The 25,933-nt window shown below is 45.2% G+C and carries 17 protein-coding genes, 6 tRNA genes, 3 rRNA genes and 1 riboswitch; of the genes, 4 read left to right on the top strand and 22 right to left on the bottom strand.

The features are described 5' to 3' along the window. Window positions 1–222 precede the first annotated feature (222 nt). The 6 genes from adhE to nadC form a co-directional block, all read right to left on the bottom strand. The gene (adhE, locus tag DBT49_RS00365) at window positions 223–2,868 is read right to left on the bottom strand and encodes a bifunctional acetaldehyde-CoA/alcohol dehydrogenase (protein ID WP_070558320.1); all 2,646 of its coding nucleotides are present in this window, start codon (window positions 2,866–2,868) and stop codon (window positions 223–225) included. A gap of 401 nt (window positions 2,869–3,269) precedes the next feature. After that, entirely contained in the window at window positions 3,270–4,718 is a 1,449-nt protein-coding gene (gene thiD, locus DBT49_RS00360) for a bifunctional hydroxymethylpyrimidine kinase/phosphomethylpyrimidine kinase (RefSeq protein WP_070558318.1), read from the bottom strand. Continuing rightward, window positions 4,705–5,544 (bottom strand): hydroxyethylthiazole kinase, encoded by an 840-nt coding sequence (locus DBT49_RS00355; RefSeq protein WP_070558316.1) that lies wholly within the window; start codon window positions 5,542–5,544, stop codon window positions 4,705–4,707. Before DBT49_RS00355 ends, thiD begins: the two co-directional genes overlap by 14 nt. Before the next feature lie 156 nt (window positions 5,545–5,700). Further along, window positions 5,701–5,799, bottom strand: a riboswitch (TPP riboswitch). A gap of 265 nt (window positions 5,800–6,064) precedes the next feature. Then, window positions 6,065–7,491 (bottom strand): IS3 family transposase gene (locus DBT49_RS00350; protein WP_101560582.1). Its coding sequence is split into 2 segments (ribosomal slippage): window positions 6,065–6,981 and window positions 6,981–7,491, totalling 1,428 coding nucleotides; the frame shifts between segments, so codons are not numbered across the junction. Between the two features lie 373 nt (window positions 7,492–7,864). Continuing rightward, window positions 7,865–8,563: an aggregation-promoting factor gene (gene apf, locus DBT49_RS00345; protein ID WP_060777514.1), complete on the bottom strand. Its 699-nt coding sequence runs from the start codon at window positions 8,561–8,563 to the stop codon at window positions 7,865–7,867. 314 nt (window positions 8,564–8,877) lie between these two features. Continuing rightward, window positions 8,878–9,753: a carboxylating nicotinate-nucleotide diphosphorylase gene (gene nadC / locus DBT49_RS00340; protein ID WP_070558326.1), complete on the bottom strand. Its 876-nt coding sequence runs from the start codon at window positions 9,751–9,753 to the stop codon at window positions 8,878–8,880. Between the two features lie 287 nt (window positions 9,754–10,040). Here nadC and DBT49_RS00335 point away from each other — a divergent pair, with 287 nt between their 5' ends. Further along, complete coding sequence (locus DBT49_RS00335) at window positions 10,041–10,622, top strand: hypothetical protein (protein ID WP_070558315.1); 582 nt, start codon at window positions 10,041–10,043, stop codon at window positions 10,620–10,622. 147 nt (window positions 10,623–10,769) lie between these two features. Here the strand turns inward: DBT49_RS00335 and DBT49_RS00330 are convergent. Together DBT49_RS00330 and DBT49_RS00325 are read right to left on the bottom strand one after the other, a co-directional pair. Next, window positions 10,770–10,841: transfer RNA gene (locus DBT49_RS00330), tRNA-Gln, on the bottom strand. A 13-nt stretch (window positions 10,842–10,854) separates the two neighbouring features. Next, a tRNA-Tyr gene (locus tag DBT49_RS00325) sits at window positions 10,855–10,935 on the bottom strand. A gap of 229 nt (window positions 10,936–11,164) precedes the next feature. On the opposite strand from DBT49_RS00325, the gene cdaA reads away from it, so the two are divergent. From cdaA to glmM, 3 genes are all read left to right on the top strand, one after another. Beyond that, window positions 11,165–12,016, top strand: a complete 852-nt coding sequence (gene cdaA, locus DBT49_RS00320) for a diadenylate cyclase CdaA (RefSeq protein WP_070558313.1) — start codon at window positions 11,165–11,167, stop codon at window positions 12,014–12,016. Next, a complete protein-coding gene (locus tag DBT49_RS00315) occupies window positions 12,009–13,103 on the top strand; it encodes a CdaR family protein (protein ID WP_070558311.1) in 1,095 nt (364 codons plus the stop codon). Before cdaA ends, DBT49_RS00315 begins: the two co-directional genes overlap by 8 nt. Window positions 13,104–13,174: 71 nt before the next feature. Beyond that, entirely contained in the window at window positions 13,175–14,542 is a 1,368-nt protein-coding gene (gene glmM, locus DBT49_RS00310; protein ID WP_070558309.1) for a phosphoglucosamine mutase, read from the top strand. Window positions 14,543–14,815: 273 nt separating this feature from the next. On the opposite strand, the gene yidD is transcribed toward glmM, so the two are convergent. The 14 genes from yidD to DBT49_RS00240 all read right to left on the bottom strand — a co-directional run bounded on the left by yidD (window position 14,816) and on the right by DBT49_RS00240 (window position 25,777). Continuing rightward, window positions 14,816–15,106 carry a membrane protein insertion efficiency factor YidD gene (gene yidD, locus DBT49_RS00305; protein ID WP_070558307.1) on the bottom strand — a complete coding sequence of 97 codons (291 nt, stop codon included), beginning with the start codon at window positions 15,104–15,106 and terminating at the stop codon, window positions 14,816–14,818. Further along, a complete protein-coding gene (locus tag DBT49_RS00300; RefSeq protein WP_070558305.1) occupies window positions 15,106–15,687 on the bottom strand; it encodes a DJ-1 family glyoxalase III in 582 nt (193 codons plus the stop codon). Before DBT49_RS00300 ends, yidD begins: the two co-directional genes overlap by 1 nt. Before the next feature lie 101 nt (window positions 15,688–15,788). Continuing rightward, window positions 15,789–16,091, bottom strand: a complete 303-nt coding sequence (locus tag DBT49_RS00295; RefSeq protein WP_070558303.1) for a GNAT family N-acetyltransferase — start codon at window positions 16,089–16,091, stop codon at window positions 15,789–15,791. Between the two features lie 68 nt (window positions 16,092–16,159). Further along, window positions 16,160–17,065, bottom strand: a complete 906-nt coding sequence (locus tag DBT49_RS00290; RefSeq protein WP_013669238.1) for a LysR family transcriptional regulator — start codon at window positions 17,063–17,065, stop codon at window positions 16,160–16,162. Between the two features lie 27 nt (window positions 17,066–17,092). Beyond that, window positions 17,093–18,187, bottom strand: a complete 1,095-nt coding sequence (locus tag DBT49_RS00285; RefSeq protein ID WP_070558301.1) for an aminotransferase class V-fold PLP-dependent enzyme — start codon at window positions 18,185–18,187, stop codon at window positions 17,093–17,095. Window positions 18,188–18,384: 197 nt separating this feature from the next. Beyond that, a tRNA-Thr gene (locus tag DBT49_RS00280) sits at window positions 18,385–18,457 on the bottom strand. Window positions 18,458–18,479: 22 nt separating this feature from the next. Further along, window positions 18,480–18,553, bottom strand: a tRNA-Asn gene (locus tag DBT49_RS00275). Window positions 18,554–18,566: 13 nt separating this feature from the next. Further along, window positions 18,567–18,682, bottom strand: a 5S ribosomal RNA gene (gene rrf / locus DBT49_RS00270). 75 nt (window positions 18,683–18,757) lie between these two features. Then, window positions 18,758–21,661 (bottom strand): 23S ribosomal RNA (locus tag DBT49_RS00265). 166 nt (window positions 21,662–21,827) lie between these two features. Beyond that, window positions 21,828–21,900, bottom strand: a tRNA-Ala gene (locus DBT49_RS00260). A gap of 34 nt (window positions 21,901–21,934) precedes the next feature. After that, window positions 21,935–22,008, bottom strand: a tRNA-Ile gene (locus DBT49_RS00255). Window positions 22,009–22,090: 82 nt separating this feature from the next. After that, a 16S ribosomal RNA gene (locus DBT49_RS00250) occupies window positions 22,091–23,638 on the bottom strand. Together the 16S, 23S and 5S rRNA genes with 4 tRNA genes alongside form the textbook arrangement of a ribosomal RNA operon. A 421-nt stretch (window positions 23,639–24,059) precedes the next feature. Beyond that, window positions 24,060–24,896: an immunity protein Imm33 domain-containing protein gene (locus DBT49_RS00245; protein ID WP_070558867.1), complete on the bottom strand. Its 837-nt coding sequence runs from the start codon at window positions 24,894–24,896 to the stop codon at window positions 24,060–24,062. 161 nt (window positions 24,897–25,057) lie between these two features. Beyond that, window positions 25,058–25,777, bottom strand: a complete 720-nt coding sequence (locus tag DBT49_RS00240; RefSeq protein ID WP_070558865.1) for a CPBP family intramembrane glutamic endopeptidase — start codon at window positions 25,775–25,777, stop codon at window positions 25,058–25,060. Window positions 25,778–25,933 lie beyond the last annotated feature (156 nt).

The raw sequence follows: 25,933 nt of genomic DNA, 5'->3' as shown, positions 1-25,933 counted from the left end.
TTTCAAAATACGAACTATCTAATCAAAACGTGTTCCAAAAGTCAGCCCTGACGTCCACTTCACGAACTATGTGCGATAGGCTTGCACCTATCTTCCATAGTTTGTTCCAGTTGCTATAGCTGTTCGAAGCGAAGAGCGAGTTACAGATATAGTATGCGTAGCTCTTCAGGGCTCTTTTGACTTTTGTCACACTCTCTTTTCTATCTATACAAGAGGCATTTCTTACTTATTCTTAATTGGCTCTGGAGCCTTACCATAACCTTGGTAAGCTGCCCGCATCATGGCCATCATATCAGGAACTAATGGCAGACGAGGGTTTAATGGGGTACATTGGTCTTCATAAGCATCATAAGCCAGTTGTTCTAAGGCCTTTTCCCATTCTTTCTTGTCAAGACCTTGGGCTTGGTAGCTCATTGGGAGACCGACTTTTTCACCGAGTTCATAGCAGGCTTGGGCCAGGGAAGCAACGGCTTCATCGACCGTATTGGCCTTTAAGCCTAGCATACGGGCAATGTCTTGGTAACGTTCGCCAGCCTTGTAGTAGTTGTATTTTGGCCAGGTAGAAAGTTTGCCTGGTTTTTCCCCGTTGTAGCGGATCACATAAGGCAGGAGGATCGCGTTGTTTTCTCCGTGAACGGTATGGAAGACCCCTCCGATCTTATGGGACATGGAGTGAACAATTCCCAGGAAGGCGTTACCGAAGGCCATCCCCGCCATGGTTGCCGCATTATGCATCTTCTCTCTAGCTAGCGGGTCAAAGTCTTTGACTGATTTTTCCAAGTAGTCAAAGACAATCTTAATGACTTGGAGGGAGAGTCCATCGGTATAGTCTGAGGCAAAGATCGATACATAAGCTTCAATAGCGTGGGTTAAGACGTCCATCCCGGTAGCGGCAGTCACCCGACTTGGTACCTTTTCGACAAAGCTGGAATCCACGATAGCCACCTTAGGTAAGAGGGCGTAGTCAGCAAGCGGGTACTTCTTATTGTTCTTCTTATCTGAAATGACCGCAAAAGGCGTTACTTCGGAACCTGTCCCTGAGGTGGTTGGGATAGCCACTAATTGGGCTTTTTCACCGAGGGCTGGGAAACGGAAGGCCCGTTTTCTAATGTCCATGAATTTTTGAACCAGGTCACGGAAGTCAACGTCAGGACGTTCATAGAAGAGCCACATGATCTTAGCGGAGTCCATAACCGATCCCCCACCAATGGCAATAATGGTATCAGGTTGGAAGGCACGAATGGCGTCAGCACCCGCTTGAACCGTGGAAATATCTGGATCCGGTTCAATGTTATCAAAGACATCATAGACCACCTTATTTTGCCGTTGTTGGAGTTGGTCAATGACTTTTTGGACAAAGCCGAGTTTGGCGATGCCTTTATCAGAAATAATCGATACCCGTTCCACATGGTCTAATTCTTGTAAGTATTTAATGGAATTCTTTTCGAAGTAAACCCGAGGGACTTTAAACCATTGCATGTTATTTTGCCGCTCCCCTACTCGTTTAATATTAATCAAATCCAAAGGTCCCACGTTACCAGCTACAGAGTTATGTCCATAAGACCCACAGCCTAGGGTTAAGGAAGGAATAAAGTAGTTATAAACATCCCCAATTCCCCCAAAGGTTGACGGTGCATTGACAATGACCCGGGCCACTTTCACCCGTTTGGCGTATTCGATTTCTAAGTCGTGGTTATTGGTATGAATGGCGGCGGAGTGACCTAGGCCATTAAATTCCACCATAGCTTCGGCCTTAGCCATCCCATCTTCAGTCGTCTCAGCCTTTAAGATGGCTAGGACAGGGGATAATTTTTCTCGGGTAAGAGGTTGGGCAGGACCCACTTCAGGAACTTCTGCTGCTAGGATGACGGTTTCTTCAGGGACTTCAAAGCCGGCTTCTTTAGCAATCCAAACCGCTGATTTTCCGACAATATCGGCATTGAGTTTGGCTTGGTCAACCGCCTCACTATTGGCTTTAGCTCCAAAGCAGAATTCTTCTAAGAGGGCTTTTTCCTTTTGGTTGACAAAGTAAACATGGTAGGACTTCATTTCTTTAATGAAGGCGGGGTAGATTTCTTTGTCAACAATGGCAGCTTGTTCTGAAGCACAAACCATCCCATTATCGAAGGCCTTACTCATGACAATATCATTCACGGCTTGCTTGAGGTTGGCCGTTTTTTCAACATAGGCAGGCACATTCCCTGGTCCCACACCCAAAGCAGGTTTCCCACAAGAATAAGCAGCCTTAACCATAGCAGATCCCCCAGTGGCTAAAATGGTAGCGACATCAGGGTGGTTCATCAGTAAATTGGTGGCTTCCATGGACGCATGTTTTGAATCGATCCATTGGATACAGTTTTCAGGTGCCCCTGCCGCAATCGCTGCATCACGCACCACTTTGGCCGCATGGATAGAAGATTCCAGCGCTTGAGGGTGGAAGGAGAAGACAATTGGATTACGGGTCTTCAAGGAAATCAAGGACTTAAAGATTGCTGTCGATGTTGGGTTGGTAGTAGGGACAATCCCACAAATTACCCCGACCGGTTCAGCAATATAGGTCAATCCCTTGGCCTCATCACGATCAATAATACCTACTGTTTTCAAGTGGCGCATGTGGTTGGTCACATGTTCACAGGCAAATAAGTTCTTGGTTGCCTTATCTTCAAACACACCCCGTCCCGTGTCTTCAACGGCATGTTTGGCTAAGACCCCATGTTGGTCTAAGGCAGCAATCGATGCCTTGGTGACAATATGGTCGATTTGTTCTTGGTCTAAGGCCATAAAATCCTCTAAGGCCTGTTTAGCCTTAGCCACTGTCTCATCGATAAATTGTGGAATATCTACTTTTTGTTCTTTTCCTTTAGCCATTGTTCTTCCTAACCTTTCCTTTGATTTTTAATGACTTTCATCTTTATGGCTATTATGTTAAGTTATTCACAAATAAAAAGCAAGTGATTTTTTGTTTTTCTTTTTAGCTATAACCGCTTACAATTACTGAAACATTAGTAATTTAACCTTGTAATCGCTTACAACTTTTGAAATAATATTTTTATATTTTAATTAAAAAGAGAAAATATGTGTTTATTTTCACAAACTTAAAAAATATGCTCTTGACTAAAAACAGTTCCCCACTTTTCCAAAATATAGAAAAAAGGCCATGACAAGTTATCATGACCCTTATCGGTGTACAGATACTCTTCCCCTAGCAAGTCTAGCCTCGTGGAAGGGTTGAAAGACTAGAAATTATTTGCTAGGGGAAGTTAAGGCAATTAATCGTCATTGGGGTAATAAGTCAAGAGGCCAAAGCCATGGTTCAAGGGGCCACTCCCCTGACCTAGATCTAATTGATCTTTAAGGGCCAGGCTGAGATAGGTCTTAGCCCGGGCAATGGCAGTAACTAAGTCATCCCCCTTGGCTAGGTTGCTGGCAATGGCACTGGATAGGGTACAGCCAGTACCATGGGTATTGGGGTTATCAACCCGCTCGCCCTTAAACCAGTGGACCTCGCCCTCAGGGGTAACCAGGACATCATTAGCATCATTAACCCGGTGGCCACCCTTACAGAGGACAGCGACTTGGTAGGTCTGACTAATTTTCTTAGCGGCGGCTTCCATATCGGCTGCCGAATGGATGTCTTGTCCCGCTAAAACCTGGCTTTCAGGAATATTGGGAGTAATTAAGCAAGCGAGAGGAAAGACCTGGTCAGACAAGACCTGTACCGCTTGGTCTTGGATCAAGTTGGATCCGCTCGTTGCGACCATGACCGGGTCTACTACGACATGTTTAGCCTGATAGTTTTTAAGGGCTTTGGCAATTTCCTTCACTAAATCTACTTGGGAGACCATGCCAATCTTGACGCTAGCCGGAGGAATATCCTCAAAAACAGCCTGAAGTTGACTAGCCAAGGCCTCAGGACTGAGGTCATAGACCCCGGTCACACCCCTAGTATTTTGGGCGGTCACTGAAGTAATGGCACTCATGCCAAAGACTCCATTGGCCTGCATGGTCTTGAGGTCTGCTTGAATACCAGCTCCCCCACTAGAGTCTGAGCCGGCAATAGTGAGGACGGCTTGGAGTTTAAAGAGCTTTTCAGCCGCTTTACGGATTTCTTGAGTCGCTTGGTAGGGGTCTTCCGCCTTAAATAAAGCAGAAATCAGAGCCACCCCGGCCAGCCCCTGGTCCCGTAAATTGGCCATATTATCTAAGTTAATCCCACCAATGCCTACAATGGGAATATTCACCCCTTGGGCAATAGCTCTCAGGGTAGTCAGACTGGTGGCTTGGGCATTGGCCTTAGACTGGGTCGGATAGAGGGCGCCAACTCCCAAGTAGTCTGCACCAGCCGCCTGGGCATTTAGAGCGGCATTCAAACTCTTAGCCGAAGCCCCGATAATTTTTTCCGGGCCGAGTAGTTCTCTAGCCTGGTCAACTGGCAGGTCATCTTCTCCAACATGGAGGCCGTCAGCATCTACCGCCAGGGCCAGTTCATAGTCATCATCGATAATAAAGGGGACACCTGCTTCTTGGCAGAGGGCTTTGATTGTTTTAGTTAGACCCAGCTTCTCCTCTTGGTCTTTAAAGGGATGGTCCTTCAAACGTAGCTGTAAAATCGTCGCCCCTCCTGCTAAGACCTCTTTGACTTGCTGGATTAATTCGTCATGGTCAAAACGATCGGGCGTAATGGCATAGACCAATAAATCATTTTTATTGAATGTCATACTTGGCTCTCCTTTCTAATTCTTTGGCCTCTAATAAGAAAACCTGGTCAATCACCCGGTTGGAATAAGTGGCATTGCCCTCATAAGGCTGGAGGACTTGGGCAGCAATTTCTCCCGCCACCCCATAGCTAATCACGGCTGCTGTAGCTAGGTAAAAAGGATCCTCATCCGGATTACCGGCTAAAAAGCTAGCTAGGACGCCGCTTAACTGGCAACCTGACCCCGTATAGGAAGCCATCCAGGGGTGGCCATTTTCAATGACTGCCAGCCGCTTGCCGTCTGTCACTAAGTCAATCGGACCCGACATGGCTAGGATAATTCTTTTTTCTTGGGCATAAGCTTTAAAGTCCGGAGCAAAATCAGCCAGGTTGGCTAAGGTTACCTCGTCTCCAGGACCCAGGTCGACCCCAGATCCTTGGCTTTTTTCAAAAAGGAGACTTCGAATTTCCGAAGCATTCCCCTTCACCGCTGTCACTAACCCCTGGTCAATCAGATCTTGACAGAGCTTTAATTTAGACGGCATCGCTGAAACCCCCACTGGGTCTAAGACCACGGGATGGTGATCATTTTTCGCTGTGGTGGCGAGGTCCAACAATTCCTGATTAGGTCTGGGACTAGCGGCATTCAATAGCAAAAGGTCAGCTGTCTTGACTACATCCTGACTATTAGGTAAGTTATCGGTCATCACGGGACGCCCGCCACTGGCCAAAATCACATTGGCCACATCATGTATGGTGACATAATTATTTAAGACTTGGATCAGCGGGGCTTTCTCCTTGACCTGCTGACTATATTTCGCAAAGGGAAGGCTTATTTTTTTAGACATTGACTCATCTCTCTTATTCTGTTTAGATTACACATTTTATCTGCAGGTCTTTTACTTCTAGACAGAAAAAAGCCCTGCAAAGTATACTCCACTCGTGTACTTTGCAGGACTTCTTATCGTAAGGCTTTAGCAAAAGCTTGATTGTACCTTATAACGATATTTGAATTCTCACATCCCTACGCAAGTCTTAACTTTCTCAGGTTCAAAGAGTCCAGGTTTCCACCTATCTCAGCAAAAGCACCTCTTGTGAGTACTTTCTAACTATAACAGAAACCGCTTACCTATTCAAGACGAAGCACTTAGAGCCCTTTTTGAAAGCTGAGATAAATAAAAAACTCCAGCCCAGTATGGTGACCCCAATAAGTTGGACTTTATATATAGTGAGTTGGCCTTTGGCCAGCTCTTTTTTGTTGCTTACAGTTCTTGCTTATTTCTTGCCGACACATTTACTCAGAAATTTAAACTTGTCAAGAGGAAGAGCGTAGCGGCTCTTGATAAGTTTAAAGTTTATGTGTAATCATTAAGCGGCGAAAGAAGCGTGATGAAGACGAAATTCTATAGGACTCCTAAAATCTAATTTTTCTTTGATTCTTTCACCATTGTAATAGATTATAAAATCTTCAATCGCTTGTGCTAATTCTTCAAAGGAATGATAAGTCCGACCATAGTAGACTTCTTGTTTTAGTAGACTAAAGAAATTCTCCATTGGCGAATTATCTAAGCAATTTCCTTTACGAGACATACTTTGAAAAATTCGGTGATCCTTCAAGAGCCGGGTGTAACTTTTCATTTGATAGGCCCAGCCCTGATCAGAATGAAAGGTTCTTCTGTATGGACATAATTTACTTGCTTCAATGGCAGCTTGTAGCCCCTCCAACATGCTTTGTCCATTAGGCTGATGTGTTATCTTAAAAGAAATAATTTCTCGATTAAATAGATCCATGTAAGGATCTAAATAGAGTTTTCCAGTTTGATAATTCCCAGAATCATCGGCATAGTAGTATTTAAATTCTGTTGTGTCTGTTGTTATTTTTTGATAAGGAATGGTCGAATCAAACCGCCGGTTGATACGATTTGGCGCTATCTCTCCAATCGTTCCTTTGTAGGAATTATATTTTCTTGTCTTTCTAGTATAGCTAGTGACCTGTATCCCCATAATTTTCATTAGGCGTTGAACTTTGTTTTTACTGACCTTATAACCACGGGAAAGCAGTTCAGCTCGCATTCTTCGATAACCATAATCCTTATGGGTTTCTCTGATGTCTTTCATTTCCTCTTTTAAATCGGCATCCTTATCAATTTCCTCATCTTTATTTTTCCAATAAAAGTAGGTCGATTTAGGAAACTTTAAAACGCTAAGAATATCTTTTAAAGCATATTTTTCATCATGGAGACGTGTGATTTCGGTCACTATTTCTTCTTTTCTCGCTTGACTCTTTGAGCCACACGTCTCCTCAATCCTTTTAAAAATTTGTTCTCAATTTCTAAATCCGTAATCCGTTGTTCAAGTTCCTTTATTTTTGCTTCACTTAACTGATTGGTTTCGCTGCTATCCTTTATTTGATTGATTTGTGATTTCTTTTTAGACACTTTAGGTGGCCTTCCTTTCCTCGCGGAAAGGCCATCAAGTCCTCTTTCATGATAAGCTCTTCGCCAATTAGCGATTAGACTTGGATTATTCATGTTTAATGAATTGGCCAATTCGCGATAACTCATTTCCGTACTTTCATACAATTCTATCGCATTTAATTTGAATTCAACAGTATAAACCTGTTGAGTCCGCCTTTTCTTTAAACCATCTACACCAAATTCATAATAGTTATTAACCCACCTTCGTAAAATAGAAGGATCTATTCCTGCTTTATTAGCTAAGGTTCGATAACTTCCTTTTTTCGCAATATAGTCTCCTACTAAATTCAGTTTAAATTCTAATGAATATTTAGACATAAAAATAACCCCCAAAAGTTGAATTCTTAGTCCAACTTTTGGGGGTCACTACACAGTGAGCCGGAGTTAATTGAGGAGTCTGAAACAAAAGTCTCAGTTTTTTGACTTTTGTCACACTCTTTTCAAACGTGTTCCAAGCGCAGAGCAAGCGTCCGCTTCAGAAAAAGGCGCTAAATTCTCTTTGAAAATTTAGACGCCTTTTTCTTCCAGCGGTCTTGCTCTTTGACGCGCTTGTCACACTCTTTTCAAACGTGTTCCAGTCACAGGACGAACGTTCACTTCAAAAACTGGGAACGCTCAGCTTCACTGAGCTTATCCCAGTTTTTTTCAGTGGTTTCGTCCTTTAATGTGACTGTCACACTCTTTTTTTATCTTAGTACCAACCGTTAGCGTTCCAGAATGCTAAAGCGTTGTCCCATGAACCGTAACGACCGGCTACGTATTGGTCAGCCACACGTTCTTGGTTAGCTGGGGAGTAGTCACCATTTAAGTAAGAAGCGCTTAATTGGTAACGTCCGATGTATTGGCCGTTAGTTGCTGAGTATGAACCACCAGATTCACGTTGAGCAATGATTTCTTTAGCGGATGAAGAAGAACCAGTGTAAGCGCTTTGTGCTGGAGCTGGAGCTGGTGCAGGTGCTGGAGCAGCAGCTGGTGCAGCTTGAACAGTTGCAGGTGCTTGGTAAGTTTGACCAGCAGTTTCATCAACGGTGTAAACTTGAGCTGCTTGACCTTGTTTTTCTACTTCAACTTCATTAACCTTACCTGATTGGTCAGATTTGAAGGTTAATTTAGTTCCTGGGAAGATTAAGTTAGCATTTTCGATGTTGTTGATTTCAGCTAATTCTTTGGTGTTCACGTCTGCTGCTTGAGCAATAGCGTTTAAGGTGTCACCAGATTTAATGACATAAACTTTTTCGTTGTCATCTAATTTTTGGAAGTCAGCTTTGATTTCTTCAACTGAACGTGCTTGCCATTCAGCTGCGTGTGCTTCAGTCGTTTCCCCAGCAGCAAAACTTACTAAGGCTGATAAAGCGATTGAGGTACCTACTAAAACTTTCTTCATATTCATGTGTAATAAAAATCCTTTCTTCTATACAAAGTTCATTCTTTTTTCTATTTAATATGATTAAGCCTGTTAATCATTCAGATTCATTTTTATCTCTCAACGAGGTCTTTCCCTCGTCGACATGAAATATACTATCATGGCTTCCAGACGAAGAAAAGGGATTTTCTGACTTGTTAAGGCCCTTTAATTACTTTGACATTTTAAAAGGATTTTCTGAAATATTTCTGTCGCCTTGTAACCTTGCTGTAACAAAAGTTAGGGCAAAACTTGAGCTATGGGTAGTAAAAATCAAGGATTTCTGCCTCAAGAGGCCAGACCTACTTCCTAACTTTCAAATGTTTGAGGGACAAATCTAAGATTCCGGCCGAATGGGTAATGGCCCCACTAGAAATATAGTCAATGGCTAGGTCCTTATAATCTGCGACATTGTCCCAGGTAAAGTTTCCTGAAGCTTCTATAATCGCTTGACCGTTAATGATCGCAATGGCTTCCTCCATGGTGTCATGGTCCATATTATCGAGCATAATAATATCGGCTCCAGCCTCCACTGCCGCTCTGACCATGTCCAGGTCCTCGACTTCAATTTCAATCTTCTTCACAAAAGGCGCATAGGCCTTAGCCGCTTGGATAGCTTCTTTGACCCCACCGGCAGCAGCAACATGGTTATCCTTGAGCATAATTTGGTCAGAGAGTGAGTAACGATGGTTATAGCCGCCCCCTACCCGGACTGCATATTTTTCCAAGGGACGGTAAACCGGGGTAGTTTTACGGGTATCCAGTAACTTTATCCCACTGCCTTCTAAGGCGTCTACAAAACGACGGGTAGCCGTAGCAATCCCACTCATTCTTTGAAGGAAGTTAAGGGCAATGCGTTCCCCACTTAAGAGGGTATTGACGGAGGCCTTGATCACCATTAGGGTCTCTTGATTAGCCACCCGGTCACCATCTCGGACCAGGCTCTCAAATTGAACCTCAGGATCTAAATGTAAGAAAACCCGCTTGAAGAGATCCAAACCACAAATCACTCCTGCTTGCTTAGCTAAGAGCTCTACCTGGGCTGCTTGCCCCTGGTAAATAGCATTGGTCGACAGGTCTTCATAGGGAATATCTTCCTTAAAAGCGAGGGTAATTAATTCATCAATAATATCTTGGTTCAGATTTATAAAATTAGACACTTGTTTTGGATTAGCCATCACTAAACCGCCTCCTCATTTTTCTATCCTGATTCTCTGACTAGCCACTTTCAGCCAACCAAAGCGGACTGACTTTCCTGATCTTAAAAAGCCCAAGAAAGCTGATACTGTTTTTACCTATCATACCATAAGCCAAGGCAGCAAAAACCCCTAGCCTTATGCGAAAAGTGATCGATTTAGACAGACTTGACAAAAATAAGGGCTAAGCTTATGATAATTTTTAAATTTTTATCATTATTTGGTTTTATACCGCTTATATTAGGACTCATTCTTCAAGGAGGATTACAATGAAAGAAAGTATTTCACTTAGCAAAAAAAATACAGGCAAAATGACTACCGTAGCCTTACTAACAGCCATCGGTATCATTATCCCTATGATTAGTCCCATTAAAATCGCTTTTGGTCCCTTTTCCTGGACCCTGGGCTCTCATATCGCCATTGATATGGCGCTCTTTATTTCACCAGCCTCAGCCGCTTTTGTGGCCCTAGCAACCTCATTTGGTTTCTTGATGGCAGGATTCCCCTTACCAGTGGTCTTCCGGGCGGTTTCCCACCTCTTATTTACCCTGGTGGGTGCCTATACTCTGCAACGGTCCAACCAATTTGTTTTGAACCCTTGGAAGAGAACCCTCTTTAACGCTGGGATTAACAGCTTACATGGTCTGGGAGAAATGATCGTTATCCATTGCTTTGTAACCGCCGGCTTAACCAGTTTGGATGGTCAATACGGTTACTGGGCTTCCCTCTTTATTCTCTTCGGTGTATCGTCACTCTTCCATGGGATGATGGACTTTGAATTGGGTTACCTCTTCCTCAAGTACCTCAACAAGCACCTCCCTTATAAATTCCCCCGCTTTCCAATTAAATAACACACAAAAAACTCCCTCAGTTCTTTCTCTATTTGGAAAGGACTAAGGGAGTTTTGTGATTTTTATCAATTAATATGCTTAGCGTGTCTTCTCTCCGTCAACTGAAAGCAAAAAAAAGACTGCACGTTCTCGTACAGTCTCAATTAACTGGGGTAGCTGGATTCGAACCAACGCATGACAGAGTCAAAGTCTGTTGCCTTACCGCTTGGCGATACCCCAATATGATTAGAAATGGAGGGAAGAGGATTCGAACCTCTGAACCCGAAGGAACGGATTTACAGTCCGCTGCGTTTGGCCGCTTCGCTATCCCTCCAAATCAGTACTCAATTAATATACCACTATTTCCCTATAAAATGCAAGGGTTATTGGCGATTTTTTTCATTTATCATAAAATTTTCGCTTTGCTGCTATTTTTTAAGCCAGCACGCCCCCGTCTATTCTCCCCACTATCCATAATTTAAGAAAGACCTAAAGCCTGGTCAGACAGTGTCTATGGTATACTTATTAATGAATTTAAAACATCACTAATAGGAGGGAAAACGATGGATTGGGAATCAATTTTCAGCTGGTCACACGCCTTTGACCTGATCGATATCTTGATTGTTTGGCTCATCATCTATCAGTTGCTCAAGTTAATCCGGGGCACGCGGGCGGTCAATATCTTTAATGGCATCATTATCTTTTTACTTTTTAAAATGGTTTCGACCGTCTTTCAATTAGAAACCATCGACTGGATTATGAATAGTATTATCCAGTGGTCAGTCATCGGGATTATCATTATTTTTCAACCGGAAATTAGAAACGGCCTCGACCATCTCGGCCAAAGTTTACGAATGAGAAATTTACGAAATACCCAAAATGACCCCATTGAGCAAATGATTGAAGAAATTATCCGGGCTTGCCAGTACATGGCTAAGCGGCGGATCGGCGCTTTAATCTCCATTGAAGATACCCAATCGCTTACCGAATATGCCAACACGGGAATCAAATTGGATGCGGATATTACTGAACAACTCCTCATTAATATCTTCATTCCCAACACCCCGCTCCATGACGGGTCGGTGGTGATCCAAGATATGAAGATTAGCTCAGCAGCCAGTTTCCTCCCCCTCTCGGAAAATCCTGAAATTCCTAAGGAACTAGGGACCCGCCACCGGGCTGCGGTTGGCCTCAGTGAAGTCACCGATGCGGTAGTGGTAGTGGTTTCTGAAGAGACTGGTGACATTTCCCTCACCTATAAAGGAAAAATTATGCGCGACCTTTCTGAAGAAGAAATCCGCGAGACCCTCCGCCAACATTTTGCTGAGAGCGAAGACGGCGATTCCATCATTGAAGGCAACCACTTCTTGAAGAATATCTTCCAAAAGAAAAATGGAGGTGACAAAGATGAATAAGCTCTATGAAAATAAAGCCGTTATGATTTTTTTCTCACTCTTATTAGCGCTTTTCCTCTTTATCTTTGTCAAAGCGGAACGTTACAATAATAATCCGGTCAGTTTCTTCACTAACATCAGTGAAACCAAGTCAGAAACCATTTCCGACGTCCCCGTTTATGTGAGTGGCGACGTGGATGACTACTATATTACTGGCCTCCCTGAAACCGTCTCTGTGGAAATTTCAGGTCCAAGTAATATCATCGACCAAACCCTTCAAGCCCGGGAATTTAAGGTCGTGACTGAAAACTTGGAAGAACTCGGCGAAGGGTCACACTATGTACAACTCACCATGACTAATATTTCTAAAGACCTCAATTATCGGATCTCACCTTCTAGTGTGGAAATCAATATTGCTCAACTGCAAAGTCAAAAATACCCGGTAGAAATCCATGTTAATCCGACCAACTTGGCCCCGGGTTATGAAATTCATGCAACCAAGGCCACTCCGGCAGAAGTCACCTTGACAGGTTCAGCTGAAAGCCTCAGCAAGATTTCCTCAGTAAGCGTCGACGTCAGCCTCCCTAACAATACTAATTCTGATTACCACGGCAGCGGCCGGGTCATTGTCAAGGATCGCGAAGGTAATATCTTAAACATTACCGCCAACCCAAGTCAAGTCGGCGTTGATATTGCCATTGGTAAGCAGGGGAGCTCAGTCCCTATCCAAATCGACCTCGATAATCCCAATGATGACTACACTTATGACTTAAGTAACTGGTCCACCCGGCAAGTAACCCTCTTTGGCGATGAGAAAGCCCTCGCCGCTATCCAAGCGGTAGTCGGTCATATTGACGTTAGCGGAATTACCCAGAGTCAACGGGTCCAAGTGGCTCTAGAACGCCCCGATAATGTTGAAGCTATGGAGCCTGAGTCCATCACTCTTACCGTTACCGCCCGACCCAAAAACAGCGGCCAAAGAAGTGAAGCCTCTAGTGATTCTTCTAGCCAGGCAAGGCAGGAGACTAGCAAGGATGAGAGCCAGCCAGCCACTAACCGGCAAAGGGAATCTAGCAGTCAAGCAGAGGCTAAATCGAGTTCACCCTAATTTGGCAAAGACTTGAAATCGTGGTAGTATATTGAATTGTTAATAAGATTGGTAAATCAAAGGAGTATATCATGTTAAAATATTTTGGAACTGACGGTGTTCGCGGAGAAGCCAATAAGGAACTTACCCCTGAACTGGCCTTTAAATTAGGTCGCTTTGGTGGCTATGTCTTGCTCCAACACGCCAAGGAAGAACAAGAACATCCCCGTGTCCTCGTTGCACGTGATACACGGATTTCTGGTCAGTTATTAGAACACGCCTTAATTTCAGGGCTTTTATCTGTCGGCATTGAAGTGTTACAACTAGGCGTCATCACCACACCAGCTGTCGCTTATCTCACCCGGACTACTGGGGTAACTGCTGGGGTAATGATCTCAGCCAGCCACAATCCTGCCAAGGATAACGGCATCAAATTCTTTGGTAGTGACGGCTTTAAATTATCGGATGACCAAGAAGCTGAAATTGAATACTACTTAGACCAAGAAGAGGACAGCTTACCTCGTCCTAGCGCCCAAGGCTTAGGGACGGTCAGTGAGTATCCAGAAGGGGTAGCCAAGTACCTCGAATTTCTCCAAACCACCATTAGTAATGATTTATCCGGCTTAAAACTCTGTATTGACGCCGCTAATGGTTCCGCTGCACCTTTAGTCAACCGTCTCTTTGCTGATTTAAATGCCGACTTCTACGCCCGAGCTACCCGTCCTGATGGCCTAAACATTAACGACGACTGCGGCTCTACCCACCCTGGTGAACTCCAAAAACTGGTCCTCGAACAAGGGGCTGACGCTGGGGTTGCCTTTGATGGGGACGCTGACCGCTGCATTGCTGTTGATGACAAGGGTCGTTTAGTAGATGGCGACCATATCATGTACATCTGTGGTAAATACCTCAAAGACCATGGCAAATTAAAAGACGACACCATTGTTGCTACCGTCATGTCCAATTTAGGTTTCCATAAGGCCGTTGAAGCTGCAGGGATGAATGATAAAGTTACCAAGGTAGGCGACCGTTATGTGGTTGAAGAAATGCGTAAGGGCGACTACACTCTAGGAGGCGAACAATCGGGTCACGTTATCTTTATGAACCATAACACGACCGGTGACGGCCTCTTAACCGCCATCCAATTACTCTTCGTCCTCAAACAATCTGGTAAGAAACTCAGCGAATTAGCTGATGAAATGCCAACCTATCCTCAAGAGCTTATCAATGTCAAAGTGACCCGCGCCGGCAAGGAAGAAGCCATGAACAACGCAGAAGTCAAAGCAGAAATTGATGCGGTTGAGAGCGAATTAGGAGAAGAAGGTCGGGTCTTAGTCCGTCCTAGCGGTACCGAAAACTTACTCCGGGTCATGGTCGAAGCCCAAAGTGATGACCTAGCCTTGACCTATGCCCAACGCATCGCTGACAAAGTCGCTGACATTTACGGAGTAGAAGAATAAAAGATTTCATAATAAAAGGAGTCCTCAATGAGGGGACTCCTTTTTTGATTGCTACTATTTGATTAAAGGATGTTTCAAGCGTCAGCTGTGACTGTCGCACTCTTCTAGTTGAGTTCGAACGCCAGTCTTGAAGTCACTTCAGAAAATTCCAACGCACAGACTTACTGTGCTTATGGTATTTTCTTCCAGTTGCTATAGCTGTTCGAAGCGTCAGCGAGTTACAGATATAGTATGCGTAGCTCTCTCCCCTCTTTTTGCGCTTGTCGCACTCTATTATTTCTTACTTAACTTGGCTAGGGCTTGGCGTTCTTTAGGGCTGACTTCTTGGTCATTGCGTTTGAGGCTGAAATGATCGGGTACTGGGTCGACGCCGCCGCGGGCATAGGGTTGGCAGCGTAGAATTCGGGCCAGTCCCATCAGCGTCCCCTTGAAAAAGCCATGCTTTTCTAGAGCTCTAAGCATATAAGTCGAGCAAGTGGGATAGTAACGGCAAGACGGCGGTAAGGCAGGCGAAATAAAACGCTGGTAAAATCTTACCAGCGCTTTTAGTAAATAAGTAAACATTAAGCCTTAACCGCTGCTTCAACATTAGGAATTAAGAGCGCCTTAGCCACTTGGTCATGGACTTCTTGGCCCTTCAATTGCCGCACAATTTCAAGAGCAAAGTAATAAGCCGTTGCGGGACCTTGTGAGGTAATCACTTGGTGGTCTTGGTCATTGACAACGATCTCATCGGCCACATATTCCTTAAAGGTCACTTGGTCACTAAGGGCTGGGAAAATAGTCCCACGAATTTCTTGGGAAATGCCCGCCTTATCTAGGACTCTTGGTGACGCACAGATGCTGGCAATATAACCAGAATCTGATTGGTATTGTTCCTTGAGGAGGTCGATGACTTTATCGTTTTCTCTAAGGGCATTGGTCCCTCCGACACCACCAGGGGTGATCACGATATCATAGTCCGATCCCTTAATATCTTCTAAGAGATAGTCCGCTCGGATAGTGATATTGTGGTCTCCCACCGTATCAAGATCACCTTCAGTAGCCACCACGTCAATGTCGATTTCAGCCCGACGTAAAATGTCAATCACTGCGACTGCTTCGGTTTCTTCATAATCCTTACTTAATAAGATCATTGCTTTCATCCGCTATACCCCTCCATTTGTTGCTTTGTCAAAGCTTACTATCTCTATTGTAGGCTCATTTTCATAAAGTGTAAAGAAAGTAGTGATTAATCCTAACTGAATTAGTCTTTATCTTGGCCTTGTTTTTGGTAGTTAATAAAGTCGTATTTTTGGGGTTGGCGTTTAAATTTTTCTACCACATAAGGGCAGCTGGCTAAGATGTATTTATCTTCCTGCTTCATGTAGTCCACCAAGTGATCGAGTAACTGACCAGCCACTCCCTTTCCTCTAAGAGAAGGATGGGTCCAAGTGTGGTCAGCAATCACAAATTTTTCTGCCGGACTCCAAGTAATTTCACCAATTCTTTGGCCATCTTCACCTTCAATAATAAAAGCATTACCGTCTTTTTTTATTTCGTAAGCCATAATTATCCCTCGTTTCCTAGTTCATTCTTTTTGCGCTTGTCACACTCTCGTTCACTAAGATCAGAATATCATGAATTCACCATATTTTCTAATAAGGTGATGTAACGCTTAGCAAAGGGGGATGTTTTCCGATAGCGGGCTTCGATGTAACCAATTTTATTGGGCTTATTATCCTGCCCTTCGATAGGAATGATGCGTTCTAAATCAGCAAAGGGGGAAGTCACTAGTCCGGACCCAATCAAATAAGCCTGAGTATTGGCTAAAACATTAATGACAGTAGCCCGGTCAGAAGCATAAACAACCTCTTGGCCTTCAAAATCAGGCTCCAAAGATTCTTCGGTAAATTGCATAGAAGAGCCCCGGCTTTGTTCAAATTTAATCACGGGGTATTGGCTCAATTCTTCTAAAGACACCTGGTCACGGTCTGCTAAAGGGTGCTTAGTCCCCACAAAGGCATGGGGGTAGAAGTTTCCCAATTGATGAAAGACCAACTCATAGCGGTTGAGGTATTGCTCGATGACCCGCTGGTTTTTATCATTCATGTATAGGAGCCCTAACTCAGAATAAGACCGTTTGACATCTTCTAAGACTTGACTGGTTGACGTTTCCAAAAAACGAAAATCCCAACCATTCCCGCTCTCTTCAGCAATTAATTGGCTAAATGCCTCACAAGCAAAGTCATAATGCTGACCTGAGACAGAAAACAAGCGCCGTTCATTATCTTCCAAATAGCGGTTCTCTAAAGTTTCAACCTGTGAGAGAATATCCTCGGCATAAGAGAGGAATTCGCTTCCCTCATTGGTAATGAATACTCCCCGCTTAGTACGCTCAAAAATTTGAATTTGGTACTCTTCCTCTAATTCTTTAATCGCGGTAGACAAACTAGATTGTGCCATATACAAGCGGCGGCTAGCTTCACGAAAGGAACCACTGTTGGCAACTACCACGGCATATTTTAATTTTTGAAAATTCATATGGATTCCTCTTTTATCAATAATTAACTAACGTATCTGATCAAATGCATTCCTTAGGTCCTTGACTAAGTCTTGGCCATTTTCAATGCCGACTGATAAGCGGACAATCCCATCATTGAGGCCATATTTAAGCCGTAATTCTTCTGGAATATCGGCATGGGTCTGGGTCTTTGGGTAAGTGACTAAACTCTCTACCCCACCCAAACTTTCTGCAAAGGTAAATATTTTAACGGCATGTAACCAATCATTGATTTTACTTTGGTCGGCCATTTCAAAGGTTACCATGCCACCTTTACCGGTATAGAAGACTTGGGAAACTAACGACTCGGTTTTTAAGTAGTCAACAATGGCTTGGGCATTAGACTGGTGTTGGTTCATCCGTAAGGCTAAAGTTTTGAGCCCACGAATGGTTAACCAACAATCAAATGGGTCTAGAGTTGCTCCTGTTGTATTTAACTGGAAGGCTAGAGCTTCACCAATGGCTTCGCCCCTACAGGCTACCAAGCCAGCTAAAACATCATTATGTCCGGCAAGATACTTGGTGGCAGAATGAACCACAATATCTGCCCCTTGGCGGAGAGGTTGCTGTAAGACGGGGGTATAGAAGGTGTTATCCACAACAACCAAGGCCCCCACGGCATGCGCCTTATCAGCGATGGCTTGGATATCGAATTCCGTCATCATTGGATTGGTTGGCGTCTCAATGAAGACTAATTGAACATCATCATTTAAGGCCTGGTCAATTTCTTCTGCGCTTAAACAGTAAGTAAAGCGATATTGGCCCCGTTCTTCTAAGACATGGAAGTAGCGGTAGGTGCCTCCATATAAGTCTTGCAAGGTAACAACATAGTCGCCCGCTTCTAAAAGTCCTTCAATGACGAGTTGGATGGCTGCCATCCCTGAACTCGTGGCAAAACCATAATCGCCCGCTTCTAAATTTTTAATCCCCTCTTGTAGGATATTTCGAGTCGGGTTGGCTGTCCGTGAATAATCGAATCCGGTTGACTCGCCCAAACCCGGGTGAGCGTAGGCGGTACTTAAATAAATTGGTGTATTAACGGCTCCAGTACGTTGATCGCTGCGGTTACCAAGCTGAGCAAGGTAGGTTTCAATATGTTCCATATATACAGACTCCTTCACATCTTTCCTATCATCATACCATGCTAGAGACGGTTTTTGCCTAAGAATAACAGAACACAGCTGTTCGCCACAAGCGATCATTTTCATTTTAATCAATTAACTCAATAAAAAAAGAGAATGTCAACGAAAACATTCTCCCTTACTAAGTCATTTAAAACGATTATATAAGCAATAAAAAAAGCTACTGACGGGATTCGAACCCGTGACCTCCGCCTTACCAAGGCGACGCTCTACCAACTGAGCTACAGCAGCAAAAATATTCCTAAAAAAATAACTCCGCAAGTAGGACTCGAACCTACGACATCTTGATTAACAGTCAAGCGCTACTACCAACTGAGCTATTGCGGAATAAAATAAGATTGCACGGCAACGTCCTAGTCTCACAGGGGGCAACCCCCAACTACATTCGGCGCTAAGAAGCTTAACTGCTGTGTTCGGGATGGATACAGGTGGGTCCTTCTTGCCATCGTCACCGTACAATTTATTTTTTGAGCTTGTTCGCTCAAAACTGAATCTATCATGCCTTCCTTAAACCTCATACAACCTTATCCTTTGGATAAGTCCTCGACCGATTAGTATTTGTCCGCTCCACTTATTGCTAAGCTTCCACTCCAAACCTATCAACCTGATCGTCTTTCAGGGGTCTTACTACTTTAAAAGTATGGGAAATCTCATCTTGAGGGGGGCTTCACGCTTAGATGCTTTCAGCGCTTATCCCGTCCACACATAGCTACCCAGCCATGCTCCTGGTGGAACAACTGGTACACCAGCGGTGTGTCCATCCCGGTCCTCTCGTACTAAGGACAGCTCCTCTCAAATTTCCAACGCCCGCGACGGATAGGGACCGAACTGTCTCACGACGTTCTGAACCCAGCTCGCGTACCGCTTTAATGGGCGAACAGCCCAACCCTTGGGACCGACTTCAGCCCCAGGATGCGATGAGCCGACATCGAGGTGCCAAACCTCCCCGTCGATGTGAACTCTTGGGGGAGATAAGCCTGTTATCCCCAGGGTAGCTTTTATCCGTTGAGCGATGGCCCTTCCATGCGGAACCACCGGATCACTAAGCCCGACTTTCGTCCCTGCTCGACTTGTAGGTCTCGCAGTCAAGCTCCCTTCTGCCTTTACACTCTGCGAATGATTTCCAACCATTCTGAGGGAACCTTTGGGCGCCTCCGTTACACTTTAGGAGGCGACCGCCCCAGTCAAACTGCCTGACTGACACTGTCTCCCGACCAGCTAATGGTCGCGGGTTAGAATGGTCATCCCACAAGGGTAGTATCCCACCAGTGCCTCCATCGAGACTAGCGTCCCGACTTCGATGGCTCCTACCTATCCTGTACATGTGGCACAAACATTCAATATCAACCTACAGTAAAGCTCCATGGGGTCTTTCCGTCCTGTCGCGGGTAACCAGCATCTTCACTGGTACTACAATTTCACCGAGCCTCTCGTTGAGACAGTGCCCAAATCGTTACGCCTTTCGTGCGGGTCAGAACTTACCTGACAAGGAATTTCGCTACCTTAGGACCGTTATAGTTACGGCCGCCGTTTACTGGGGCTTCAATTCAGAGCTTCGCTTACGCTAACCCTTCCTCTTAACCTTCCAGCACCGGGCAGGCGTCAGCCTCTATACATCATCTTTCGATTTGGCAGAGACCTATGTTTTTGATAAACAGTCGCTTGGGCCTATTCACTGCGGCTGACCTTGCGGTCAGCACCCCTTCTCCCGAAGTTACGGGGTCATTTTGCCGAGTTCCTTAACGAGAGTTCGCTCGCTCACCTTAGTGTTCTCCACTCGACTACCTGTGTCGGTTTGCGGTACGGGTTGTTTGATTCTCACTAGAAACTTTTCTTGACAGCGTGACGTCGGCGGCTTCGGTACTAAATTTCCCTCCCCGTCACAACTCATGAAGTCTGAGGCAAGCCTTTCACTCACCTTCTCACTTATTGCTTGGACGCGTTTTTCCATCTCCGCGCTCCGCTTAGCCTTCTGTGTCCTTCCATCGCTCAAACAAATCAAACAAGTACAGGAATCTCAACCTGTTGTCCATCGCCTATCCCTTTCGGTCTCGGCTTAGGTCCCGACTAACCCTGGGAGGACGAGCCTTCCCCAGGAAACCTTAGTCATTCGGTGGACGGGATTCTCACCCGTCTTTCGCTACTCATACCGGCATTCTCACTTCTATACGCTCCACATGTCCTCACGATCATGCTTCTCTGCCTATAGAACGCTCTCCTACCATCCTATGGATCCACAGCTTCGGTGTTCAGTTTAGCCCCGGTACATTTTCGGCGCAGGGTCACTCGACTAGTGAGCTATTACGCACTCTTTCAATGATGGCTGCTTCTAAGCCAACATCCTAGTTGTCTAAGCAACCCCACATCCTTTTCCACTTAACTGAAACTTTGGGACCTTAGCTGGTGGTCTGGGCTCTTTCCCTTTCGACTACGGATCTTATCACTCGCAGTCTGACTCCCGGACTAAACTATTTGGCATTCGGAGTTTATCAGATGTCGGTAATCCAGGATGGACCCCTCGATCAAACAGTGCTCTACCTCCAATAGTCATCATCCGAGGCTAGCCCTAAAGCTATTTCGGAGAGAACCAGCTATCTCCAAGTTCGATTGGAATTTCACCGCTACCCACACCTCATCCCCGCCTTTTTCAACAGACGTGGGTTCGGCCCTCCAGTGTGTTTTACCACACCTTCAGCCTGGACATGAGTAGATCACTTGGTTTCGGGTCGACGACAACAAACTCAACGCCCTCTTCAGACTCGCTTTCGCTGTGGCTCCGCTTCTTCAGCTTAACCTTGCTTGCTATCGTCACTCGCCGGTCCGTTCTACAAAAAGTACGCCATCACCCCTTAACGGGCTCTGACTGCTTGTAGGCATACGGTTTCAGGTACTCTTTCACTCCCCTTCCGGGGTGCTTTTCACCTTTCCCTCACGGTACTGGTTCACTATCGGTCACTAGGGAGTATTTAGGCTTGCCAGATGGTCCTGGCGGATTCCGACGGAATTTCACGTGTACCGCCGTACTCAGGATACTGAATGAGGTGGCTGAGCTTTCGCCTACGGGATTGTCACCCTCTCTGATCGCCCTTTCCATGGCGTTCGACTAGCTCATTCACTCCCGTCCATCAGTCCTACAACCCCAGCATGCAAGCACGCTGGTTTGGCCTCTTTCCGTTTCGCTCGCCGCTACTCGGGAAATCGATTTTTCTTTCTCTTCCTGTGGCTACTGAGATGTTTCAGTTCACCACGTCTACCTTCCACTCAGCTATGTGTTCACTGCGTGGACCATTGTCGATAAAAACAATGAGGTTCCCCCATTCGGAAATCTCCGGATCAAAGCTTACTTACAGCTCCCCGAAGCATATCGGTGTTCGTCCCGTCCTTCATCGGCTCCTAGTGCCAAGGCATTCACCGTACGCCCTTATTCACTTAACCACCGGTTAAGTTGTATGATGCGAAAAGTTTTAAAACTCTTTCTTTTTCGGTTTTTACGCTTGGTAAAATTGGTTTATTGACATTTCTATCTCGCAAAAAATAGAAATGCGGAATGTTATGATAGTATTCAGTTTTCAAAGAACAATCTGCAACGTTTCCGTTGCAATGGAGGATAGCGGGATCGAACCGCTGACCTCCTGCTTGCAAAGCAGGCGCTCTCCCAGCTGAGCTAATCCCCCGGGTATGAGTTATGGTCAGATAATAAACATGTAATGGGCCTGAATGGACTCGAACCATCGACCTCACCCTTATCAGGGGTGCGCTCTAACCAGCTGAGCTACAGGCCCGGTTAAATCCATCAACCATGTGGATATACCTCTCAAAACTAAACAAAGAAGACTCCAATATGTATTCCGAATATATCCTTAGAAAGGAGGTGATCCAGCCGCAGGTTCACCTACGGCTACCTTGTTACGACTTCACCCCAATCATCTGTCCCACCTTCGGCGGCTGGCTCCAAAGGTTACCTCACCGACTTCAGGTGTTACAAACTCTCGTGGTGTGACGGGCGGTGTGTACAAGACCCGGGAACGTATTCACCGCGGCGTGCTGATCCGCGATTACTAGCGATTCCGGCTTCATGTAGTCGAGTTGCAGACTACAATCCGAACTGAGAATGGCTTTAAGAGATTCGCTTGCTTTCACAAGGTCGCTGCTCGTTGTACCATCCATTGTAGCACGTGTGTAGCCCAAGTCATAAGGGGCATGATGATTTGACGTCATCCCCGCCTTCCTCCGGTTTGTCACCGGCAGTCTCGCTAGAGTGCCCAACTGAATGCTGGCAACTAACAATAAGGGTTGCGCTCGTTGCGGGACTTAACCCAACATCTCACGACACGAGCTGACGACAACCATGCACCACCTGTCACTTTGTCCCCGAAGGGAAAGCTCTATCTCTAGAGTGGTCAAAGGATGTCAAGACTTGGTAAGGTTCTTCGCGTTGCTTCGAATTAAACCACATGCTCCACCGCTTGTGCGGGTCCCCGTCAATTCCTTTGAGTTTCAGCCTTGCGGCCGTACTCCCCAGGCGGAGTGCTTAATGCGTTAACTCCGGCACTGAAGGGTGGAAACCCTCCAACACCTAGCACTCATCGTTTACGGCGTGGACTACCAGGGTATCTAATCCTGTTTGCTACCCACGCTTTCGGGCCTCAGCGTCAGTGACAGACCAGAAAGTCGCCTTCGCCACTGGTGTTCTTCCATATATCTACGCATTCCACCGCTACACATGGAGTTCCACTCTCCTCTTCTGTACTCAAGTTTCCCAGTTTCCAATGCACTTCCACGGTTAAGCCGTGGGCTTTCACATCAGACTTAAGAAACCGCCTGCGCCCCCTTTACGCCCAATAAATCCGGACAACGCTTGCCACCTACGTATTACCGCGGCTGCTGGCACGTAGTTAGCCGTGGCTTTCTGGTAAGATACCGTCAAGACTGGAGCAGTTACTCTCCAATTTGTTCTTCTCTTACAACAGAGCTTTACGATCCGAAAACCTTCTTCACTCACGCGGCGTTGCTCCGTCAGGCTTGCGCCCATTGCGGAAGATTCCCTACTGCTGCCTCCCGTAGGAGTTTGGGCCGTGTCTCAGTCCCAATGTGGCCGATTACCCTCTCAGGTCGGCTATGCATCATTGCCTTGGTAGGCCGTTACCCCACCAACGAGCTAATGCACCGCAAGGCCATCGATAAGTGACAGCAAAGCCGTCTTTCCAAATGTCACCATGTGGTGACATTTCCTATGCGGTATTAGCACCCGTTTCCGGATGTTGTCCCCCGCTTATCGGTAGGTTCCTTACGTGTTACTCACCCGTCCGCCGCTAACGTCAGAAGTGCAAGCACTTCGTCGGTTCGCTCGACTTGCATGTATTAGGCACGCCGCCAGCGTTCGTCCTGAGCCAGGATCAAACTCTCATGAAAGAATCATGAGCGTTGATAGCTCATTGTTTGCTGACTAGTTATAGTCTGGTCTAGACTTATTGTTTGAATTGTTGGTCCATCAACAAAAATGTTGATGCCCTACACATTTGGTTCGTCTTCTTTGTTCAGTTTTCAAAGGTCTATAATTTATAACCGCTGTCCTTTTGACAACTATTATATATTATCACATGATGATGTTGATGTCAACATGTTTTTTAAAATATTTTTTTGAAGCGCTTGGCTTACAAATAATATTCGCGTTGCTTCTTAAAAGAAACAACTCAATTAGTATATCTTGTTTCCATCGAGATGTCAACAAGTTTTTTAAATCTTTTTTGCCTTGCCCCTGGAAGTTGTTTCCCCTGGAAGAAAGGCACGAGTAAAATACTATCACAGCTTACGAGGTTTGGCAAGAGCTTTTTTAATCTTTTATATAATGATTTCGCAAGCCCTGGTATTCTCCTTGGATCCGCTGCTTTTGATTGGCTTGGTACCAGAGGCGCATCTGCTCCCCATAAAGGTGAATTTGTTGGGCAACTGGAGAACTTTTGCGGTCGCTTAGAAATTGTAAGACGACCTGCTTGCCCTTTTCTAAAGGATATGAAAAACGAGTAAAGAGGGCATTGGCGATCACATTATTGACATTATCCTGCCAATGGTCAACAGGTCTCGCTTCATCACTAATATGTAGGAAACCCAGGGCCAGGCCAGCAAGTAAATAGTAGTCTAAGTCATTAGCTAAAGTATCTGTTTGGCCCAGACAAAGATTAAAGAAAGTAACAAGTTCACCATTTAAGTGGTTGAGCTGGGCCAGTTCTTCCTGAGATAACCGATAGGACCAGCTTAGCCCCGTCTTATCTCCCTGATAGGACTGAACAAAGGAAGGAAAGTGACGTTTGAAGACCGGGTCCTCGATCGGATAATCTGCGTTAGCTGGAATAGGACGTACCCTCTCGTAGCTATCATTGTAGACAAAGTGAGGTGGGGTGGTCTTGGTAGAGAACTGCATGTCGGCTCCCAGGGGATAACGGTAAATAAAAGCAATGGCAGGCTCAAGGGCTAGGACTTGTTCATAGCTGACTAGTTTGGCCTGGGAATGTTTCAGAGAAGTGGTGGTATCTGCCTGGCTTAAAAAACGCCAGCCGCTATCATTGGTTAATGCGGGGGCTTCTCGCCAAGCCCACAACAGCGGGGCCTTTCTTTGAAAGAAATTGGTGGACACCAGCGATAGCTTTCCTTCTGGTAGCCATTCATTCATATCACATTCGCTCCTTGTACTCTTTATGCCTAAGCTCATTTCTGCATCCATTAAAAAACATTTTCCTTAGCCCGTCAATAGGCATTCCGCAACGAAGTCTCCCTCTATATAGTAAGAACCGGCCCAAAAGCCGGTTTTCCCTTCAATTCATTCGCAAGCAACTAGGACAGGTACATCGGGATCGTCGCAATAAAGTTATTGATAAAGTGAACCGTCATTGCGGCTTCAATCCGCCCGGTCCGGTAATAAGTCCAGGCCAGTGCCATCCCCATGGCATAGTAACCCAGCCAATGAATCCAAAGATTTGAGGCATGGAGGGTAGCAAAGAAAGCGGCCGCTAAAACCATCCCCAAGAAGGGGTGCTTAGGAACAAAGTAGCGCATGATTAGGCCCCGGGTCAGAATCTCTTCACTAATCGCCGGTAGGATACAGAAGCAAAGGAAGATCTTCCAATTGGTCATCTGGTTAGCCGAGTTCATCAAAATGGTCTGGTTCACTGAATCAACCTGTTCAGGATAGAGCCATTGGGTCAAGCCTCCAATCAACCATTGAAAGGCAAAAATTAAGACCACTCCAATTAAGACGTCAAAGAAAAACTTGCTAGTCACTTTCTGCCGGCTAAAGAACTTGAGCCCACAAGCACTCAATCCCCATATAAAGAGAGCAATCCAGATGATATCTAAGATAATATAGATTGTGGGATAGGAATTTAACAAGAGCAGGACATCCATAGCCGAGTCAATATTTTGCTTGGAGCCTAGAAAGAATAAGGTTAGGCCCTGGATGATGGTTTCACCAACAAAATAAGCGATAATACTAAAAATAACCAACCATTTACGGGACTTTCCTGGATAGGGGTCTTGATACCAAGTCTCATTCATCATAACCATCCTTTACTTGGGCACGGGGCCATTTTTTTTGATTGTTTTTTTACTACATGATTATTTTATCAAGGTCTAAGAGGCTTGGCTATCTGGGGCCCTTATAACCAAACTTATTTGTCTTTATTCAATAAAGCACCTATAATAAGTTTATCT

The organism is Aerococcus mictus, from assembly GCF_003286595.3.
Classification (GTDB): Bacteria; Bacillota; Bacilli; order Lactobacillales; family Aerococcaceae; genus Aerococcus; species Aerococcus mictus.
This window is presented reverse-complemented; position numbering and strand designations above follow the sequence as displayed.

Excerpts from the sequence above, each read along its gene's own strand:
- adhE (WP_070558320.1), bottom strand. The coding sequence starts at position 2,868 with ATGGCTAAAGGAAAAGAACAAAAAGTAGATATTCCACAATTTATCGAT.
- thiD (WP_070558318.1), bottom strand. The coding sequence starts at position 4,718 with ATGACATTCAATAAAAATGATTTATTGGTCTATGCCATTACGCCCGAT.
- DBT49_RS00355 (WP_070558316.1), bottom strand. The coding sequence starts at position 5,544 with ATGTCTAAAAAAATAAGCCTTCCCTTTGCGAAATATAGTCAGCAGGTC.
- apf (WP_060777514.1), bottom strand. The coding sequence starts at position 8,563 with ATGAATATGAAGAAAGTTTTAGTAGGTACCTCAATCGCTTTATCAGCC.
- nadC (WP_070558326.1), bottom strand. The coding sequence starts at position 9,753 with ATGGCTAATCCAAAACAAGTGTCTAATTTTATAAATCTGAACCAAGAT.
- DBT49_RS00335 (WP_070558315.1), top strand. The coding sequence starts at position 10,041 with ATGAAAGAAAGTATTTCACTTAGCAAAAAAAATACAGGCAAAATGACT.
- cdaA (WP_070558313.1), top strand. The coding sequence starts at position 11,165 with ATGGATTGGGAATCAATTTTCAGCTGGTCACACGCCTTTGACCTGATC.
- DBT49_RS00315 (WP_070558311.1), top strand. The coding sequence starts at position 12,009 with ATGAATAAGCTCTATGAAAATAAAGCCGTTATGATTTTTTTCTCACTC.
- glmM (WP_070558309.1), top strand. The coding sequence starts at position 13,175 with ATGTTAAAATATTTTGGAACTGACGGTGTTCGCGGAGAAGCCAATAAG.
- yidD (WP_070558307.1), bottom strand. The coding sequence starts at position 15,106 with ATGTTTACTTATTTACTAAAAGCGCTGGTAAGATTTTACCAGCGTTTT.
- DBT49_RS00300 (WP_070558305.1), bottom strand. The coding sequence starts at position 15,687 with ATGAAAGCAATGATCTTATTAAGTAAGGATTATGAAGAAACCGAAGCA.
- DBT49_RS00295 (WP_070558303.1), bottom strand. The coding sequence starts at position 16,091 with ATGGCTTACGAAATAAAAAAAGACGGTAATGCTTTTATTATTGAAGGT.
- DBT49_RS00290 (WP_013669238.1), bottom strand. The coding sequence starts at position 17,065 with ATGAATTTTCAAAAATTAAAATATGCCGTGGTAGTTGCCAACAGTGGT.
- DBT49_RS00285 (WP_070558301.1), bottom strand. The coding sequence starts at position 18,187 with ATGGAACATATTGAAACCTACCTTGCTCAGCTTGGTAACCGCAGCGAT.
- DBT49_RS00245 (WP_070558867.1), bottom strand. The coding sequence starts at position 24,896 with ATGAATGAATGGCTACCAGAAGGAAAGCTATCGCTGGTGTCCACCAAT.
- DBT49_RS00240 (WP_070558865.1), bottom strand. The coding sequence starts at position 25,777 with ATGAATGAGACTTGGTATCAAGACCCCTATCCAGGAAAGTCCCGTAAA.